At 52.2% G+C, this 16293-nt stretch carries 15 protein-coding genes and 1 pseudogene; 14 read left to right on the top strand and 2 right to left on the bottom strand.

Annotated features, from left to right (window positions below; genetic code table 11):
• Window positions 1-32: 32 nt before the first annotated feature.
• Entirely contained in the window at window positions 33-677 is a 645-nt protein-coding gene (msrA, locus tag HBA93_RS07105; RefSeq protein WP_221722806.1) for a peptide-methionine (S)-S-oxide reductase MsrA, read from the top strand.
• A 188-nt stretch (window positions 678-865) separates the two neighbouring features.
• On the top strand, window positions 866-1858 hold the full coding sequence (locus tag HBA93_RS07100; protein ID WP_075657078.1) for a BMP family lipoprotein: 993 nt from the start codon (window positions 866-868) through the stop codon (window positions 1856-1858).
• A 92-nt stretch (window positions 1859-1950) separates the two neighbouring features.
• On the opposite strand, the gene HBA93_RS07095 is transcribed toward HBA93_RS07100, so the two are convergent.
• Window positions 1951-2163 carry a SlyX family protein gene (locus HBA93_RS07095; protein WP_121992394.1) on the bottom strand — a complete coding sequence of 71 codons (213 nt, stop codon included), beginning with the start codon at window positions 2161-2163 and terminating at the stop codon, window positions 1951-1953.
• Window positions 2164-2415: 252 nt separating this feature from the next.
• On the opposite strand from HBA93_RS07095, the gene HBA93_RS07090 reads away from it, so the two are divergent.
• The 8 genes and pseudogenes from HBA93_RS07090 to deoA all read left to right on the top strand — a co-directional run bounded on the left by HBA93_RS07090 (window position 2416) and on the right by deoA (window position 9346).
• Entirely contained in the window at window positions 2416-3966 is a 1551-nt protein-coding gene (locus tag HBA93_RS07090; protein ID WP_221722805.1) for an ABC transporter ATP-binding protein, read from the top strand.
• Window positions 3966-4523 (top strand): cysteine hydrolase family protein, encoded by a 558-nt coding sequence (locus HBA93_RS07085; RefSeq protein ID WP_121992396.1) that lies wholly within the window; start codon window positions 3966-3968, stop codon window positions 4521-4523. The genes HBA93_RS07090 and HBA93_RS07085 overlap by 1 nt, the downstream gene beginning before the upstream one ends.
• Window positions 4520-5653 (top strand): ABC transporter permease, encoded by a 1134-nt coding sequence (locus HBA93_RS07080; protein ID WP_121992397.1) that lies wholly within the window; start codon window positions 4520-4522, stop codon window positions 5651-5653. Before HBA93_RS07085 ends, HBA93_RS07080 begins: the two co-directional genes overlap by 4 nt.
• 5 nt (window positions 5654-5658) lie before the next feature.
• Window positions 5659-6630 (top strand): ABC transporter permease, encoded by a 972-nt coding sequence (locus HBA93_RS07075; protein WP_121992398.1) that lies wholly within the window; start codon window positions 5659-5661, stop codon window positions 6628-6630.
• Between the two features lie 35 nt (window positions 6631-6665).
• Window positions 6666-6777, top strand: a pseudogene (locus HBA93_RS24735) (flagellar basal body P-ring protein FlgI); the annotation flags it as partial.
• Between the two features lie 29 nt (window positions 6778-6806).
• Window positions 6807-7199 carry a cytidine deaminase gene (locus HBA93_RS07070; RefSeq protein ID WP_022712438.1) on the top strand — a complete coding sequence of 131 codons (393 nt, stop codon included), beginning with the start codon at window positions 6807-6809 and terminating at the stop codon, window positions 7197-7199.
• 4 nt (window positions 7200-7203) lie between these two features.
• Complete coding sequence (locus tag HBA93_RS07065; RefSeq protein WP_122093567.1) at window positions 7204-8013, top strand: purine-nucleoside phosphorylase; 810 nt, start codon at window positions 7204-7206, stop codon at window positions 8011-8013.
• Between the two features lie 19 nt (window positions 8014-8032).
• Window positions 8033-9346 (top strand): thymidine phosphorylase, encoded by a 1314-nt coding sequence (gene deoA / locus HBA93_RS07060; RefSeq protein WP_221722804.1) that lies wholly within the window; start codon window positions 8033-8035, stop codon window positions 9344-9346.
• Window positions 9347-9410: 64 nt separating this feature from the next.
• Here the strand turns inward: deoA and upp are convergent, their stop codons facing one another.
• Window positions 9411-10037, bottom strand: coding sequence for a uracil phosphoribosyltransferase (gene upp, locus HBA93_RS07055; RefSeq protein ID WP_183956655.1), 627 nt, complete (start codon window positions 10035-10037; stop codon window positions 9411-9413).
• 410 nt (window positions 10038-10447) lie between these two features.
• Between upp and ubiE the strand changes: the two genes are divergently transcribed.
• The 4 genes from ubiE to treA all read left to right on the top strand — a co-directional run bounded on the left by ubiE (window position 10448) and on the right by treA (window position 16137).
• Window positions 10448-11287: a bifunctional demethylmenaquinone methyltransferase/2-methoxy-6-polyprenyl-1,4-benzoquinol methylase UbiE gene (gene ubiE, locus HBA93_RS07050; protein ID WP_221722803.1), complete on the top strand. Its 840-nt coding sequence runs from the start codon at window positions 10448-10450 to the stop codon at window positions 11285-11287.
• 97 nt (window positions 11288-11384) lie between these two features.
• The gene (gene ubiB, locus HBA93_RS07045) at window positions 11385-12953 is read left to right on the top strand and encodes a 2-polyprenylphenol 6-hydroxylase (RefSeq protein ID WP_221722802.1); all 1569 of its coding nucleotides are present in this window, start codon (window positions 11385-11387) and stop codon (window positions 12951-12953) included.
• Window positions 12954-13037: 84 nt separating this feature from the next.
• A complete protein-coding gene (gene coaBC, locus HBA93_RS07040) occupies window positions 13038-14423 on the top strand; it encodes a bifunctional phosphopantothenoylcysteine decarboxylase/phosphopantothenate--cysteine ligase CoaBC (protein ID WP_221722801.1) in 1386 nt (461 codons plus the stop codon).
• Window positions 14424-14529: 106 nt separating this feature from the next.
• Window positions 14530-16137, top strand: coding sequence for an alpha,alpha-trehalase TreA (treA, locus tag HBA93_RS07035; RefSeq protein ID WP_221722800.1), 1608 nt, complete (start codon window positions 14530-14532; stop codon window positions 16135-16137).
• Window positions 16138-16293: the final 156 nt, after the last annotated feature.

Raw genomic sequence — 16293 nt, 5'->3', positions numbered from 1 at the left:
TTAAACCGGAAATGCATCAGACAGGGACGATGATGATGTTCAGACAATATCCCGAACATAAGTTGCGTATGCCAACAAAGGGTGAAGCTCTTGTCGGCCGTGAGCAGGCGATAGCGACTTCCGAAGCCCACTTTGTTTCCGGACTTCCTCTGCACGGGCCATGGCCGCATAATATGAAGAAAATTCTGTTTGGTATGGGCTGTTTTTGGGGCGTGGAGCGTTTGTTCTGGCAGGTGCCCGGTGTTCATGTCACTGCCGCCGGTTATAGTGGCGGCTTAACACCAAACCCGACTTATGAAGAAACCTGTACGGGGCTCACCGGCCATAATGAAGTGGTGCAGGTGATCTATGATCCGGCAAAGGTAACGCTGGCGCAGCTTCTGCAGATTTTTTGGGAAGAGCACGACCCGACACAGGGCATGCGACAGGGTAATGATATCGGCACGACATATCGCTCCGGCATTTATGTCTATTCTGATGAAGATCAAAAGGCCGCTGAAGCGAGCAGGGATGCTTATCAGCAGGCGCTGACTGCCCGTGGTCTTGGCGCGATTACGACGGAAATTTTACCCGCGGCTGATTTTTATTATGCCGAAGGCTATCATCAGCAATATCTGGCAAAAAATCCTCAGGGTTATTGCGGCTTGCGCGGTACTGGTGTTTCCTGTGTCATTTAAGGGCGGAGCGGTGCGTTCAGGCAATGAAATATGTGTAAGCGCATAAATTTAAGATGAAAAAAAATCCGGACCGTGCCAGATTGCCGATTATTAAAATCTGAGCGGGCGGTAAAAAACAGAATAATTTACCGAACACGGGATGAGTATTTTCTCGCGCAGAATTACTGCGCTATCGGAGGTGAGTGGTAATGAAGCGTATCGTTATGGGCCTGTTGGCCGCGACCCTGAGTGTTTCAGCAGCTTATTCGGCAGAACTGAAGCCGGCTGTTGTTTATGACTTTGGCGGAAAATTTGACAAGTCTTTCAATGAGGCCGCTTATAATGGCGCTGCCAAATATAAAGCGGATCACGGTACTAATTATCGTGAGTTTGAAATTCAGAACGATGCCCAGCGTGAACAGGCTCTGCGTAAATTTGCGCAGGATGGCAACTCACCGGTTGTGATTGCTGGCTTTTCCGCTGTTTCCGCAATTGAGAAAGTTGCCAAGGAATTTCCGGACACAAAATTCGTAATTATTGATGCTGTTGTGGAAGCGCCGAATGTGCGTTCCGTCGTCTTTAAAGAAGAAGAAGGCGGCTATCTGGTTGGTATGCTGGCAGCAATGGCTTCTAAGACCGGCACTGTAAGCTTTGTCGGTGGTATGGATGTGCCGCTGATCCGTCGTTTCTATTGCGGTTATGCAGGTGGAGCAAAAGCCGGTAAAGAAGGCACAAAAGTTCTGAATAACTGGACGGGTGATACACCGGCCGCCTGGAATGATCCGGCTAAAGGCAGCGAAATCACCAAGGCTCAGATCGATCAGGGTTCTGATGTGATTTATCATGCTGCCGGTGGTACCGGTATCGGCGTGTTGCAGGCTGCTGCTGATGCAGGCAAGCTTGGTATCGGTGTTGACTCCAACCAGAACGGTCTGCATCCGGGTCATGTTCTGACCTCGATGGTTAAGGGCGTTGATACTGCCGTTTATAAGGCTTTTGAAGATGTTGCCGCTGATAAATTCACAGCCGGTATCGTTCAGATGGGTCTGAAAGATGATGGTGTGAGCTATGCGATGGATGAAAACAACGCCAAGCTGATTACACCTGAAATGAAGGCTGCAGTTGAAGCCGCAAAAGCCGACATTATCTCCGGTAAAATCAAGGTGCATGACTACACCACAGACAATAAGTGCCCTTACTAATTACAGGGTGTTAATACAGAAAAGGGCAGTGGTGACACTGCCCTTTTTACATTTCACACTTGGCCGGGATTGGTCAGATTTGGTTTTGTGACTTACCAGTGGGGTGGTTTGGTCACGGAGACTTCCGGCGCTGTTTGTTCTTCCAGCTCAAGAAAGCGATCGGTCAGTGCGTTGAGTTTTTTGTTCAGCGCGGTAATCAGTTTCCATTGCTCGGCAATCTCACCGGACAGGTCTTCAATTGTCTTTTCCTGTTCCGCATTGCGAATTTCCAGCTCTGTGAGCCGGTCAGACAGATTTTCAGACATGGATGGTTTCCTGCAGATCAGAGGTGTTTCGTACGCATATAATGCACGGAAGTGATATTTCACGCTATTATGAGGGGTGAAATGCGGCTTTGTGGTGGTTTACACACAGCTTTATGCAATAGCATATATTGTTAACTGCGTAGCGGAATCAGTTAAAGCAGAACATGTCAGATGTTTTCATTTGATGTTCGCGATATGTTATTTGATAAAAATGCTCCGGCAATGCGATGTCGATGATTAACGGATGGGATAATGGCGCAGCCTGCACTTGAACTGACAGGAATTGATAAGCGTTTCGGCGCTGTGCACGCAAACCGTGCTATTGATCTGCGGATCGAAAAGGGAACCATCCACGGGATTATCGGCGAAAACGGTGCCGGAAAATCGACTTTGATGTCGATTATCTACGGCTTTTATCAGCCGGATAAAGGCACGATCAAAGTCAATGACCGGCAGGTGCATATATCCAATCCGGATGCGGCAATCGCTGCGGGCATCGGCATGGTGCATCAGCATTTTATGTTGGTTGATAATTTTACAGTGCTTGAAAATGTGATGCTCGGTGCGGAAGGTGCGCCTTTGTTATCCGCCGGCATTGCAAAAGCACGCGAGCAGCTGAAAGCGCTCGAAAAAGAATATGCGCTGGATGTTGATCCTGATGCGGTTGTCGAAGATCTGCCGGTTGGCTTGCAGCAGCGTGTGGAAATTCTGAAGGCTCTGTATCGCGGCGCGGAAATTCTGATCCTTGATGAGCCGACCGGTGTGCTCACACCGTCCGAGGCTGACCATCTGTTCCGGATCTTACGGCAGCTGAAAGATCAAGGCAAAACTATTGTTCTGATTACCCATAAGCTGCGTGAAATCATGGCGGTGACGGATAATGTTTCGGTAATGCGGCAGGGCACAATGGTTGCCACGCGCAAAACTGCTGCAGCAAGCGTGGAAGAACTGGCTGAACTGATGGTTGGTCGTCGCGTTTTACTGCGCGTGAACAAGCAGGCCGCGACACCCGGAGAACCTGTTTTACAGGTGAAGAACCTTGTTGTTCGTAATGCGCAGAAAACCACAGTCGTGGACACGGTGTCTTTTGATGTGCGTGCCGGTGAGATTGTCGGCATTGCCGGTGTTGCCGGTAACGGCCAGTCAGAACTGATTGAAGTCATCGCCGGTATTCGTCGCGCCGAGAGCGGTGTGGTGATGCTGAACAACCTGCCGGTGAATGTGACCGGCAATGCGCATCCGGCAGAATTGCGCCGTCGTGGTCTCGCCCATGTACCGGAAGACCGCCACCATATGGGGCTGGTACTGGCCTATGAGGAATATGAGAATTCCATTCTCGGTTATCATGATGATCCGCGTTATCTCAAAGGGCCGTTTCTGAATATTGAAGCGATTATGCAGGATGCTAAGGGCAAGATTGCGCAATATGATATCCGTCCTGCCGATCCGCGTTTGAAAACCGCGAATTTCTCCGGTGGTAACCAGCAAAAAATCGTGCTGGCGCGCGAGATGGAACGTAATCCGGATGTGCTGATCGTGGCACAGCCGACGCGCGGCGTGGATGTCGGTGCGATCGAATTTATTCATAAACGTATTATTGAAATGCGCGATGCCGGTAAGGCCGTGCTGTTGATTTCTGTTGAGCTGGATGAAATCCGCTCGCTGTCCGACCGTATTCTGGTGATGTTTGCCGGACGTGTTGTCGGTGAGTGCGGACCGGAAGCCGGTGAGGGGGAGATCGGCCTGCTGATGGCGGGTATTCAGAATGAAGATAATAAGAAAACCGAAAAGGGCCTGCATTGATGATTAGCTCAACACCGGCATTGCTCATCATTGATATGCAAAAGGCTATTGATGATCCGAAATGGGGCCGCCGCGGACAACCGCAGACAGAAGCGAATTTACAGCGCCTGCTGGAAGCATGGCGCGAGCGTCGTCTGCCGGTGGTGCATGTGCGCCATGATTCAACCGATCCGCAGTCGCCTTATCGCTCTGGTACGGCAGGCAATGAATTCAAGGCAGAAGTCGAGCCCCAGATTGGTGAACCGGTCGTGGACAAGCGCACCAACAGCGCTTTTATCGGCACAGATCTGATGGATGTGCTGGATGAGTTGCAAATCCGCACGCTGGTCGTCGGCGGTGTGCTGCTGGAAAATTCCGTTGATGCAACAGTACGTATGGCTGCTAATCTCGGTTTTGAGGTGATTGTGCCGGAAGATGCTGTTGCGAGTACAGATCGCACAGACCTGCAGGGCCGTCTCTGGAGTGCGGAAGATGTGCATGCGCTGACACTTGCCGTGTTGCAGGGCGAATATGCGCAGATAAAAACTACTGAAGCCGTGATCGGAATGTTGCCATGAGCCAGCCTTTTGCAAAACTGCCGCGCTGGGTGGATTACGGCCTGATCCCGACACTGAACCTGTTGGTTGCGTTTCTGGTCGCAGGACTTGTGGTGTTGCTGGTCGGAGAAAATCCGCTGGATGCGGCACTGCTGATGGTTAAAGGTGCTTTCGGTTCCGGTGAAGGTATTGGCTATACGCTGTTTTATGCCACGAACTTTATCTTTGCCGGTCTGGCTGTGGCTGTCGCGTTTCATTGCGGCTTGTTCAATATTGGCGGTGAGGGGCAGGCTTATATCGGCGGTCTTGGCGTGGCGCTGTTCTGCCTCTGGCTGGATGCATCCATGCCGTGGTGGATTACCATGATTGCGGCGCTGCTTGGCGGTGCCGTTTTCGGCGCGCTGTGGGCGCTGATACCGGCATGGCTTTTGGCAAAACGCGGTTCGCATATCGTGATTACCACGATTATGTTTAACTTCATCGCCGCCAGCCTGATGGTCTATCTGATTATCAATTTCATCAAGCCGATTGGCGTGATGGCACCGGAAAGCCGCGGTTTTGCGGAAGGTGGCCAGTTGCCGAAACTCGACTGGCTGATGAGCCTGTTGGGCATGGAAATTCGCTCGGCACCGCTGAATATCAGCTTTTTGCTGGCGTTGCTGGCCTGTTATCTGGTGTGGCTGCTGATCTGGCGGACAAAAATCGGCTATGAAATCCGCACCATGGGGCACAGCCCGCGCGCGGCTGAATATGCCGGTATTAACCCGTCGAGAACGATTATTATCACGATGCTGATTTCCGGTGCGCTGGCCGGTATGATGGCGCTTAATCCGGTGATGGGTGCGCAATATCGCCTGCAGCTGGACTTTGTTGCCGGTGCCGGTTTTGTGGGGATTGCGGTGGCGTTGATGGGGCGCTCGCATCCGGTGGGGATCATTCCGGCGGCAATCCTGTTTGGTATGCTCTATCAGGGCGGTGCGGAAATCGCTTTTGATATGCCGAATATTTCCCGCGACATGATTGTGATTATTCAGGGTCTGGTGATCCTGTTTGCCGGTGCAATGGAGCATATGTTCCGCCCTGCTTTCCAGCGCCTGTTTATGCGTCTGGCTTCACGTAATACAACAACCGCCCTGAAAGCAGGGGAGTAAGCGTCATGGATAGCTATGTAACTCTTATTCAGCTGCTTGATTCAACTTTGCGCCTGTCTGCGCCGTTGCTGTTTGCCTGTTTGGCAGGGCTTTATTCAGAGCGTGCAGGGATTGTCGATATCGGCCTTGAAGGTAAAATGCTGGCGGGTGCCTTCGCTGCCGGTACAGTTGCTGCCATCAGCGGTTCTGCCCTTGCCGGTCTTGGTGCGGCTTTGCTGGTTTCGATGCTGTTGTCGCTGGTGCACGGCTTTGCCTCGATCACCCATCGCGGCAATCAGATCGTTTCCGGTCTGGCGATCAACTTTATCGCGGCCGGTACAACAATCATTCTCGGTCAGGCATGGTTTGGTCAGGGTGGCCGTACACCATCTTTGCCAAATAGCGCACGTTTTACATCTATTGATTTTCCGGGTGCGGAAGCCGTTAAAGATGTGCCGGTTGTCGGCTATCTTTATGCAGAGCTGATTTCCGGCCACTCCATTCTGGTCTATCTGGCTTTCTTGATGGTGCCGCTGACATGGTGGGTTCTGTATCGCACCCGCTTTGGTCTGCGTCTGCGTGCGGTGGGTGAAAATCCTGCGGCGGTTGATACAGCCGGTATTTCAGTGACATGGTTGCGTTATCGCGCAGTCATTATCTGCGGCCTGCTCTGCGGTATGGCCGGTGCCTATCTGGCGACAGCACAGGGCGCAGGCTTTGTTAAGGATATGACTGCCGGTAAGGGTTATATCGCACTGGCTGCGCTGATTTTCGCCAAATGGCGTCCGGTGCAGGCGATGTATGCTTGTTTGCTGTTCGGCTTTCTCGATGCGCTGGGCATTCGCCTGCAAGGCCAGTCACTGCCGCTGATCGGTGATGTACCGGTGCAGTTCATGCAGGCACTGCCATATATTCTGACTGTTATTCTGCTGGCAGGTTTTATCGGCAAGGCCATTCCGCCGAAAGCGGGTGGGATACCGTATGTGAAAGAGCGCTAAATGCCTGTTTCAAAAGACACCAGACCGGTCTGCAAATAGCAATTTCCTGTGTTCCGGTGCTCACGTACCATTAAGTACGCTGCGCTCCGGTACTCGGAAATCACCATTTTCGTCGCGGCCTGTTGCTTTTTAATTCAGGCATTGAAACCAAATGTGAAAATTGAGGAGGGGCTGATATGGCTCAGGATCTATTTGATGCAGCCTATGCTGCAATGCAGAAATGCCATGCCCCTTACTCGAAATTTCCGGTTGGTGCTGCATTGCGCACCAAAGACGGGCGGATTTATTCCGGCTGCAATATTGAGGTCATTTCCTTCCCTGAAGGCTGGTGTGCCGAGACCACTATGCTGTCGCATTATGTGATGGATGGCGGCGGTGAGATTGCCGAAATTCTGGTGATGGCTGAGAAACTGGAAAAATGCTCACCTTGCGGCGGATGTCGTCAGCGCCTGGCAGAATTTGCCGGTGCCGATGTGCCGCTGCATTTGTGCGACAGTTCCGGTGTTGTGCAGACCGTGACGATGCGCGAATTGCTGCCATTCAGCTTTCAGACTGATGTGATTGGGTAAAGTCATGACCGAAGCAGCTTTGATTTTACGCGCGCGTCTCAATGAAGCTTTTGCCGGTGAAACGCTGAAAGTTGCTATTGTGCTGGGTTCCGGCCTTGGCGGTCTGGTCAGTGAGCTCGATGATCCGGTGCATATCCGTTATTCCGATCTGCCACGCTTTCCGAAAAGCGGCGTCAGCGGCCATGCGGGTGAAGTGGTTGTCGGTCGCTTAATGGGTAAGTTGGTGATGGTGCTGGCGGGACGTGCGCATTATTACGAGCAGGGCGATGCGGCGGCGATGCGTCCTGTGCTGGAGACACTGAAAGCGCTTGGCATTGAAACGCTGATCCTGACCAATGCAGCTGGTTCTGTGGTGCAGGATATGACGCCCGGCAGCGTGATGCTGATCGACGATCACATTAATTATTCCGGCATGAATCCGCTGATCGGCGAACATACGGATGCGCGTTTTACCGGCATGACAGCGGCCTATGATGCAGAGCTGAAGCAGGCTTTCCGCGATGCAGCACGCGCAGTTGATGAGAAGCTGTATGAAGGTGTCTATATGTGGTTCTCCGGCCCGTCTTTTGAGACACCGGCAGAAATCCGTATGGCGCGGGTGCTGGGTGCCGATGCTGTAGGCATGTCCACTGTGCCGGAAGTGATTTTAGCGCGTTTTCTGGGGCTGCAAGTTGCTGCCTGTTCGGTCATCACCAATTATGGTGCAGGTATGAGCGGCGATGAACTCTCCCACCATGAAACCAAGACTATGGCGCCTTTGGGCGGCCAGAAGCTACAAAAAATTATCAAGATACTGGTTGGCGAAATCGGCTGATCATTAAAAAGGTACCGCTATGCTGCCACAGGAAATCATTCGGGCAAAACGCGATCGTCAAGTTTTGAGTGCGGAGCAAATCAAGGTATTTGTGCGCGGTATTACCGATGGCAGTGTGAGTGAAGGGCAGATTGCCGCTTTTGGCATGGCAACATACTTCAATGGTATGACCCGTGATGAAGCTGTAGCATTGACTACGGCCATGCAATATTCCGGCGATGTGCTGGAATGGCGCGATCTTGACGGGCCTGTGGTGGATAAACATTCCACCGGCGGTGTCGGTGATAATGTGTCTTTGATGCTGGCACCCATTGTTGCCGCCTGCGGTGCCTATGTGCCAATGATCTCCGGTCGTGGCCTTGGTCATACGGGCGGCACATTGGATAAGATGGATGCCATTCCCGGTTATCAGAGCTATCCTGATAAGGCTTTGTTCGACAAGGTGGTGCGTGATTGCGGTTGTGCCATTATTGGCCCGACCGGCGATCTCGCTCCGGCGGATAAGCGCTTTTATGCCGTTCGTGATGTGACCGCGACGGTGGAATCCATTCCGTTGATTACGGCTTCTATTCTTTCCAAAAAACTGGCTTCCGGTATTGGCGGGCTGGTGCTGGATGTGAAAACCGGCAGCGGTGCTTTTATGCCGACATTTGAAGCGTCGCAGGCTTTGGCGCAAAGTCTGGTGCAGGTGGCTAATGGTGCGGGTCTGCCGACCAGTGCGCTGATTACCGATATGAATGAGCCATTAGCCGATTGCGCCGGTAATGCTGTTGAAGTGCAAAATGCCGTTGATTTCCTGACCGGTGCCAAGCGTCAGGCACGTCTCGCGGAAGTTGTGCTGAATTTTGCCGCCCATATGCTGGTCACAGCAGGGCTGGCTAAAACTGTTGCTGATGGTCTGGCAAAAGCGCAAACAGCTCTGGATAATGGCAGTGCAGCAGAAAAATTCGGCCGTATGGTTTCTGGCCTTGGCGGACCTGCGGATTTCGTTGAAAGAGCAGCACATTATCTGCCGGTTGCGCCTATTCAGGTGCAGGTGCGTGCTGAGCGTGATGGCTTTATCAGCGCCATTGATACACGCGCAGTCGGTATGAGCGTTGTAGCGCTTGGCGGCGGGCGTCTGCGCCCGCAGGATCAGATCGACCCTTCTGTCGGTGTGACCAATATTCTGCCGCTGGGCAGCGAAGTCAAAGCCGGTGATGTGTCGGCGCTAGTTCATGCGCAGACGCAAGACAAAGCTGAGCAGGCTGTGCAAATGGTGCAGCAGGCGATGATGCTGAGTGATAGTAAACCGGCGCTCAATCCGGTGATTTATGAAACCGTAACTGCATAAAAAACGGCGCTCTGAGCGCCGTTTTTATTTCGTCTTTGGTGCCGACCATACGGTCGCAATCTTATTATTTGGTGCCGTACATACGGTCACCGGCATCACCAAGACCCGGAACAATATAGCCGTCTTCATTCAGCTTCTCATCAATGGCCGCTGTATAGATCGGCACATCCGGATGCACTTCCGCAAAATGTTTGATGCCTTCCGGTGCTGCCAGCAGGCAGAGAAAGCGGATATTGCTTGCGCCGCGCTCTTTCAGCTTGGTGATCGCTTCAACGGCGGAATTGCCGGTTGCCAGCATCGGATCAACCACAATAATCAGGCGGTTGACGATATCTTCCGGTGCTTTGAAGTAATATTCCACCGGCTGCAAAGTCTTGTGATCGCGATAGAGGCCGATATGGGCAACGCGTGCCGCAGGCACCAGATCAAGCATACCTTCCAGCAGGCCATTACCTGCACGCAGGATGGATGCGAAAACCAGCTTCTTACCGTCGAGGATCGGCGATTCCATTGGCTGCATCGGTGTTTCGATCATGGTGGTTGTCAGATCGAGATCGCGGGTCACTTCATAGCAGAGCAGAAGGGAAATCTCTTTCAGCAAACGCCGGAAGCTGGCGGTTGAAGTTTCTTTCATGCGCATAATGGTGAGCTTGTGCTGAACAAGCGGATGACTAACTACCGTAACGCTCATAATATCCCGCTGCTTTCAAAATTTATTTTTTGCATTATTAGCCGAAGCCGATGAATTTTCCAGACCGCAATAAGCGAAAATGCAGGTATGGAAAAGCAGCAGGGCTTAAATTTATCCCGTTTTATACAATTCTCTCAAAGAGAATGCAGGCTTTATGGATGAATGTGCAGAGCTACACGAAACTGTGACGGGTTTTATACGACAAAAGAATCATTATTGCCGGCGCTTTGCGGCGCAAATTTTGTTAAGTCATATCAAACTTTGCCGTATTTGCTTGTAACATCGTGCTCAGCCTTTATATGCTACTAGGCAGATGTTTCATCAGGCATAGCTTGAAATTTGCAGTTTCGGGTCTCTATGCAATGCTTTGGTTCCGACGGGTAAGTTGGGCGGGCAGGACAGGATAAATTATGAGCCAGCAACACGAAAACTCTACGGCGGATCGGGGGGCAGATCAGGGTGCAGACCAGAGCCGTGTCGGTGCCCATGGCGGCATGGAAAACTCTTTCGGCTTTCAGAAAGTCGATGAAGAGTCCAAGCAGGGGTTGGTGAATGAGGTTTTTCACAGTGTGGCCAAGCGCTACGATGTGATGAATGATCTGATGTCCGCCGGTCTGCACCGCGCGTGGAAAGATGCAATGGTTGCCTGGCTGGCGCCGCCGAAAATCCCGTCGCATATTCAGAACTGGCGCTCGCTTGATGTGGCCGGTGGTACCGGTGATATTGCTTTCCGTATTGTTGAGGCTTCGGATCGTCAGGCGCATACAACTGTGCTTGATATTAACGGCTCAATGCTGGCTGTCGGTCAGGAGCGTGCGGCTAAAAAGGGCCTGCTGAATAATGTGGATTTTGTTGAGGCGAATGCCGAGAAACTGCCTTTCGACGATAATTCCTTTGACGCCTATACGATTGCTTTTGGTATCCGCAATGTGCCGCATATTGACTGGGCGCTGGAGGAGGCTTTCCGTGTGTTGAAGCCGGGCGGACGTTTCCTCTGCCTTGAGTTCTCCGAAGTGGAAATGCCGCTGCTGGATAAAATTTATGACCAGTGGTCGTTCCATGCGATTCCGGCTATCGGCAAGATGATCACCGGTGATGCGGATTCCTATAAATATCTGGTTGAATCGATCCGCAAATTCCCGAAACAGCAGGATTTTGCCAATATGATCACCGCAGCTGGTTTCTCGCGTGTGACATGGCGCAATTTCACCGGCGGTATTGCCAGCCTGCATTCTGGCTGGAAGATTTAACTGGCCGGCTGGAAAATCTGATTATTATTCCCCGCGCATTTTAATTTCGGAAATTGAGACAGGATTTCCGGAATGCGCTCTGTAAAGTGAGTGAGTTATGGGCCGCATTGCTGCAAGTTTCCGACTGATCCATGCCGGTTGGGTGATGACCCGTGAAGGTGTGATCAGCGCATTGCCGGCAGAAGGCCTGAGCGGTTTACCTGCTTTTGCTCATCGTGTTGCAGGGGCTCTGGCGCGTAAACGCTCGCGCGATACAGCGCGTTCGGAACGCATGTCGCGGGCGATGAACCGGCTGGGGCCGTCTTATGTCAAGCTCGGGCAGTTTCTGGCCACGCGTCCTGATTTTGTCGGCAAGGAAGTTGCGGATGATCTGCAGCTTTTACAGGACCGGATGGATTTCTTCCCCGAAGAGGCTGCAAGGCGCACGGTTGAAGGTTCTCTTGGCCGTACAATTGATGATCTCTATACGGAATTTGATGCACCGATTGCTGCGGCATCCATGGCGCAGGTTCATCCGGCATTCGTGGGTGGCACACGCAAGGTTGCTGTTAAGGTCATCCGTCCGGGGGTGCGTCAGCGTTTCGCGCAGGATCTTGAAGGTTTCTTCATGGTTGCGCGCTTGCAGGAGCGATTTGTGCCGGTAACGCGCCGTTTGCGCCCTGTTATGGTTGCAGAAACGCTTGCACAAACCACGCGCATCGAGATGGATTTGCGGCTGGAAGCAGCGGCATTGTCTGAAATTGCCGAAAATATCAAGGAAGACGAAGGTTTCCGTGTGCCTGCCGTGGATTGGGAGCGCACCGGTCGCGATGTGCTGACCATGGAATGGATCGACGGCATTAAAATGTCGGATGTCGAGGGCTTACGTGCTGCCGGTTTTGATCTGCAGAAACTGGCGCGCACATTGATCCAGTCTTTCTTGCGCCATACGCTGCGCGACGGTTTCTTCCATGCGGATATGCATCCGGGTAACCTGTTCGTTGATCCTAAGGGTACAATTGTTGCGGTGGATTTCGGTATTACCGGCCGTCTCAACAAGCAGCAGCGCCGTTTTCTGGCAGAAATTCTCTATGGTTTTATCACGCGCGATTATCGCCGTGTCGCTGAAGTGCATTTTGAGGCGGGCTATGTGCCGCATCATCATGATGTGGCGAGCTTTGCGCAGGCAATCCGTGCGATTGGCGAGCCGATCCATGGTCAGCCTGCGGAAACCATTTCCATGGCAAAACTGCTGACCTTGTTGTTTGAGGTGACTGAGCTTTTCGACATGGAAACCCGTGCCGAACTGATCATGCTGCAAAAGACCATGGTTGTGGTTGAGGGTGTGTCGCGCACGCTCGATCCGAATTTCAATATGTGGAAGTCGGCTGAGCCGGTTGTTGGTGGCTGGATCCGTAAAAATCTGGGACCTGTCGGCATTGCAGCTGACGTCAAAGAAAGCGGCATGGCGCTGTTGCATTTCATGCGCCAGACACCGGAGCTGACCAAGCGTCTGGAGCGGCTTTCCGGAGAGCTGGATAATATGGCTGCCAATGGTTTGCGTTTTGATGATGCGACGGCTGCGGCAATCGGCAAGGCAGAGGCACGGCATACGCGCTCAGGCCGGATTGCCCAGATTGTGATAGCGGTCTGCGTGGTGATCCTGACGGCAAAATTGCTCTTTTGATTGCATTGATTGCATAAATGATTGCAAATTTGAGCGGAAAAGCGGTATTCTGAAAAGAATATCGCTTTTTTGTTGGAGGCTTCTATGGCGAGCATCACGATCCGCAACCTTGATGAAGATGTAAAAGAAGCACTGCGTCGTCAGGCAGCAGCCAATGGCCGTTCAATGGAAGAAGAGGTGCGGGTTTTGCTGTCGGGCGAAACGCAGATGCCTGCACCTTTATCACCTGCTTCTGATCCCGTTGTGCAGAGCCTTAAAGACAAACGGATATTGCTGATTATCGGTGGCGGTATTGCTGCTTATAAGGTGCTCGATCTGATCCGTCGTTTGAAAGAACGTGGCGCACAGGTGCGGCCTGTAATGACAGAAGCCGCGCAAGCTTTTATCACGCCGCTGTCTGTCGGAGCTTTGGCTGCCGACCATGTTTATACAGATTTATTCTCCCGTGAGGATGAACAGGATGTAGGTCATATCAGGCTGGCGCGTGATGCTGACCTGATTGTGGTAGCTCCTGCGACTGCTGATCGTATGGCGCAGATGGTGGCAGGGCTGGCCGGTGATCTGGCGGCGGCTATTCTGCTGGCGCGCAAAGTGCCGGTATTGATGGCGCCTGCAATGAATCCGGCGATGTGGAGCAATCCGGCAACGCAACGCAATGTGAAGGTTCTGCATCAGGATGGTGTGCATTTTATTGGCCCTGAACGCGGTGAGATGGCTGAGAGGGGCGAGGCCGGTACAGGGCGTATGAGCGAGCCTTTGCAGATCGTGGCGAAGATCGAACAATTGCTGCTATCTCCTCAGCATCTGCTGTTGGCAGGCAAGAAGATCATCATTACATCGGGTCCGACCCATGAGCCGATTGATCCGGTGCGCTACATTGCCAATCGCTCGTCCGGCAAGCAGGGACATGCGATTGCTGCGGCTCTGGCACGGCTTGGGGCGGATGTGCGGCTGGTAGCGGGGCCGGTGACCATTCCTGATCCGCAAGGTGTTAAAACCATCCATGTGGAGACAGCGCGGCAAATGCGCGATGCTGTTGAGGCGCAATTGCCTGCGGATGCGGCAGTGATGGTTGCTGCCGTTGCTGACTGGCGCGCAGCCAATGCGGCAGATCAGAAGATCAAGAAGCAGGCAGGTGAGGCGGCGCCGTCTTTGCAGATGGTGGAAAACCCTGACATTCTGGCAATGATCGGCCATCACGCGCAGCGCCCGCATCTGGTGGTTGGTTTTGCTGCTGAAACGCAGAATGTTATCGAAAATGCCCGCAAGAAGCTCGATAAAAAAGGTGCGGACTGGATTGTCGCAAACAATGTGAGTTTTTCGGAGGATGGTGCCAGTGTGATGGGCGGCGATCATAATCAGGTGCTGGTGATCAGTCGTGACGGTGTGGATGAATGGCCGCTGCTGGACAAAGATGAAGTGGCGCAAAGGCTGGCGGAAAAAATTGCTGCGCGGTTGACTGAGACATAAGCTGTAAATTTGCTGCTCTGTAATTGGGATTTTTCACATTGGCATCTGCTGCTTAACTGTGTCCGGGAAAAGGCTCGTTTGAGCCTTTTAATCGGGAGAAGCAGCAATGAGCAGATTGCAATATTCCGCCTTGTTATGGGGATGTGCGGTATTGAGTGTTGTCGCCGGATATGCACAGGCACAGGATATTAAAGGCACACCGCAGGCTTTGTACGGTGCATTATTTGTTGCTGTGCAAGAGCAGAAACTGTTTCTGGATTCAAAGACCTTTGCGGATGCCATTGCTGTTGAGCCGGCTGAGAAAATCATGCAGGCTTATGAGCAGGAGGTGAAGCTGAGTGGCTTTGATCTAAAGAGTTTTGTAAGCCGTTATTTCCGTTTTGAGGCGGATCCCGCCAGTGGCTATAAGTCCGGCAAGGAGGATATTTGCACACATATCCGTAATCTCTGGCCGGTGTTGACAAGGCAGCCTGCTGATACATCTGCCGGTTCGTCACTGCTGCCCCTTAAATATTCTTATGTCGTACCGGGCGGGCGCTTCCGCGAGATTTACTATTGGGATAGTTATTTTACCATGCTGGGGCTGCGTTACAGCGGTGAGAAAAAACTGATGCGCTCCATGGTGCAGAATTTTGCCGATTTGATCATGCGCTATGGCCATGTTCCCAATGGTAATCGTAGCTATTATCTGAGCCGCTCGCAGCCACCGTTTTTTGCGCTGATGGTTGATCTGCTTGCTGAAGAGGAAGGTAATCAGGTCTATCCGGAGTTCTTGCCTGCCTTGAAAAAAGAATATGATTTCTGGATGGAGGGGGCGGAGCAGCTGGCAGGCGGCCAGAATTACCGGCGTGTTGTACGGATGAATGACGGTTCGCTGCTGAACCGGTATTATTCGGACTCTGCCATGCCGCGTGATGAATCATGGCGGGAAGATGTGGCGACGGCTGCCCGTTCGGGTCGAGATGCCGGTGATATTTACCGCGATTTGCGGGCGGCGGCGGAAAGCGGTTGGGATTTTTCGTCCCGCTGGTTGGAAAATCCGCAGGATTTGGCGACAATCCGCACACTCGATATTGTGCCGGTGGACCTCAACAGTCTGCTTTATCGCCTGGAGCAGGTGCTGATGCAGGCCTATGCGCTTGAGGGGGATAATCCGTCTGCGGAGGCTTTCAGGGCGCGCAGCGAGGCGCGCAAACAAGCGATTAATGATTATCTCTGGAATGATAATACGGGCAGTTTTGCAGATTATGTGATTTCAAAACACCAGCTTTCGCAAGCAATCACGGCGGCAGGAATTTTCCCGCTGTTTTTCTCACTGGCTGATGACATTCAGGCTGAGCGCGTTGCAGCTACGACTGCAGCACATTTGCTGCAAGAGGGCGGCTTGCTCACCACCACTGTAAGAACCGGCCAGCAATGGGATGCGCCGAATGTCTGGGCGCCATTGCAATGGATTGCGGTCAAAGGGCTTGAAAATTACAATCAGGATATGCTGGCCACGCAAATTGCCCGTAACTGGACAGACACGGTTTTGTATAATTACCGGAATAATGGTGCTTTGAAGGAAAAATATACCGCCTATCAGAATTCTGCGGATGCGAGTGGCGGAGAATACCCTAATCAGGATGGTTTCGGCTGGACCAATGGTGTGTTTTTGGCTCTGGTCAATGTACTGCCGCAATTGCCTGCCGGTGGTGCGTGCAAGATACAATAGGGCGGAGCCTAAAAATAAGGCATGTAAAAATCGTACGCCTTATTTTTAGGCATTATTGTTTTGCGGTATTATACTCTGCGTTGATAAGGTGATCAGGGTATTGAACGCTAAACTTAGATTAATGTTGATAATTCAAAATAATTTTTCGTGTAAAAA

It is taken from the genome of Ochrobactrum sp. SFR4 (assembly GCF_019730395.1).
Classification (GTDB): domain Bacteria; phylum Pseudomonadota; class Alphaproteobacteria; order Rhizobiales; family Rhizobiaceae; genus Pseudochrobactrum.
The sequence above is the reverse complement of the archived record's forward strand: the minus strand, read 5'-3'. Positions and strand labels throughout refer to the sequence as shown.

Bases quoted from the DNA above. Each gene is read 5' to 3' on its own strand.
- msrA (WP_221722806.1), top strand. From the start codon at position 33: ATGATGTTCAGACAATATCCCGAACATAAGTTGCGTATGCCAACAAAG.
- HBA93_RS07100 (WP_075657078.1), top strand. From the start codon at position 866: ATGAAGCGTATCGTTATGGGCCTGTTGGCCGCGACCCTGAGTGTTTCA.
- HBA93_RS07095 (WP_121992394.1), bottom strand. From the start codon at position 2,163: ATGTCTGAAAATCTGTCTGACCGGCTCACAGAGCTGGAAATTCGCAAT.
- HBA93_RS07090 (WP_221722805.1), top strand. From the start codon at position 2,416: ATGGCGCAGCCTGCACTTGAACTGACAGGAATTGATAAGCGTTTCGGC.
- HBA93_RS07085 (WP_121992396.1), top strand. From the start codon at position 3,966: ATGATTAGCTCAACACCGGCATTGCTCATCATTGATATGCAAAAGGCT.
- HBA93_RS07080 (WP_121992397.1), top strand. From the start codon at position 4,520: ATGAGCCAGCCTTTTGCAAAACTGCCGCGCTGGGTGGATTACGGCCTG.
- HBA93_RS07075 (WP_121992398.1), top strand. From the start codon at position 5,659: ATGGATAGCTATGTAACTCTTATTCAGCTGCTTGATTCAACTTTGCGC.
- HBA93_RS07070 (WP_022712438.1), top strand. From the start codon at position 6,807: ATGGCTCAGGATCTATTTGATGCAGCCTATGCTGCAATGCAGAAATGC.
- HBA93_RS07065 (WP_122093567.1), top strand. From the start codon at position 7,204: ATGACCGAAGCAGCTTTGATTTTACGCGCGCGTCTCAATGAAGCTTTT.
- deoA (WP_221722804.1), top strand. From the start codon at position 8,033: ATGCTGCCACAGGAAATCATTCGGGCAAAACGCGATCGTCAAGTTTTG.
- upp (WP_183956655.1), bottom strand. From the start codon at position 10,037: ATGAGCGTTACGGTAGTTAGTCATCCGCTTGTTCAGCACAAGCTCACC.
- ubiE (WP_221722803.1), top strand. From the start codon at position 10,448: ATGAGCCAGCAACACGAAAACTCTACGGCGGATCGGGGGGCAGATCAG.
- ubiB (WP_221722802.1), top strand. From the start codon at position 11,385: ATGGGCCGCATTGCTGCAAGTTTCCGACTGATCCATGCCGGTTGGGTG.
- coaBC (WP_221722801.1), top strand. From the start codon at position 13,038: ATGGCGAGCATCACGATCCGCAACCTTGATGAAGATGTAAAAGAAGCA.
- treA (WP_221722800.1), top strand. From the start codon at position 14,530: ATGAGCAGATTGCAATATTCCGCCTTGTTATGGGGATGTGCGGTATTG.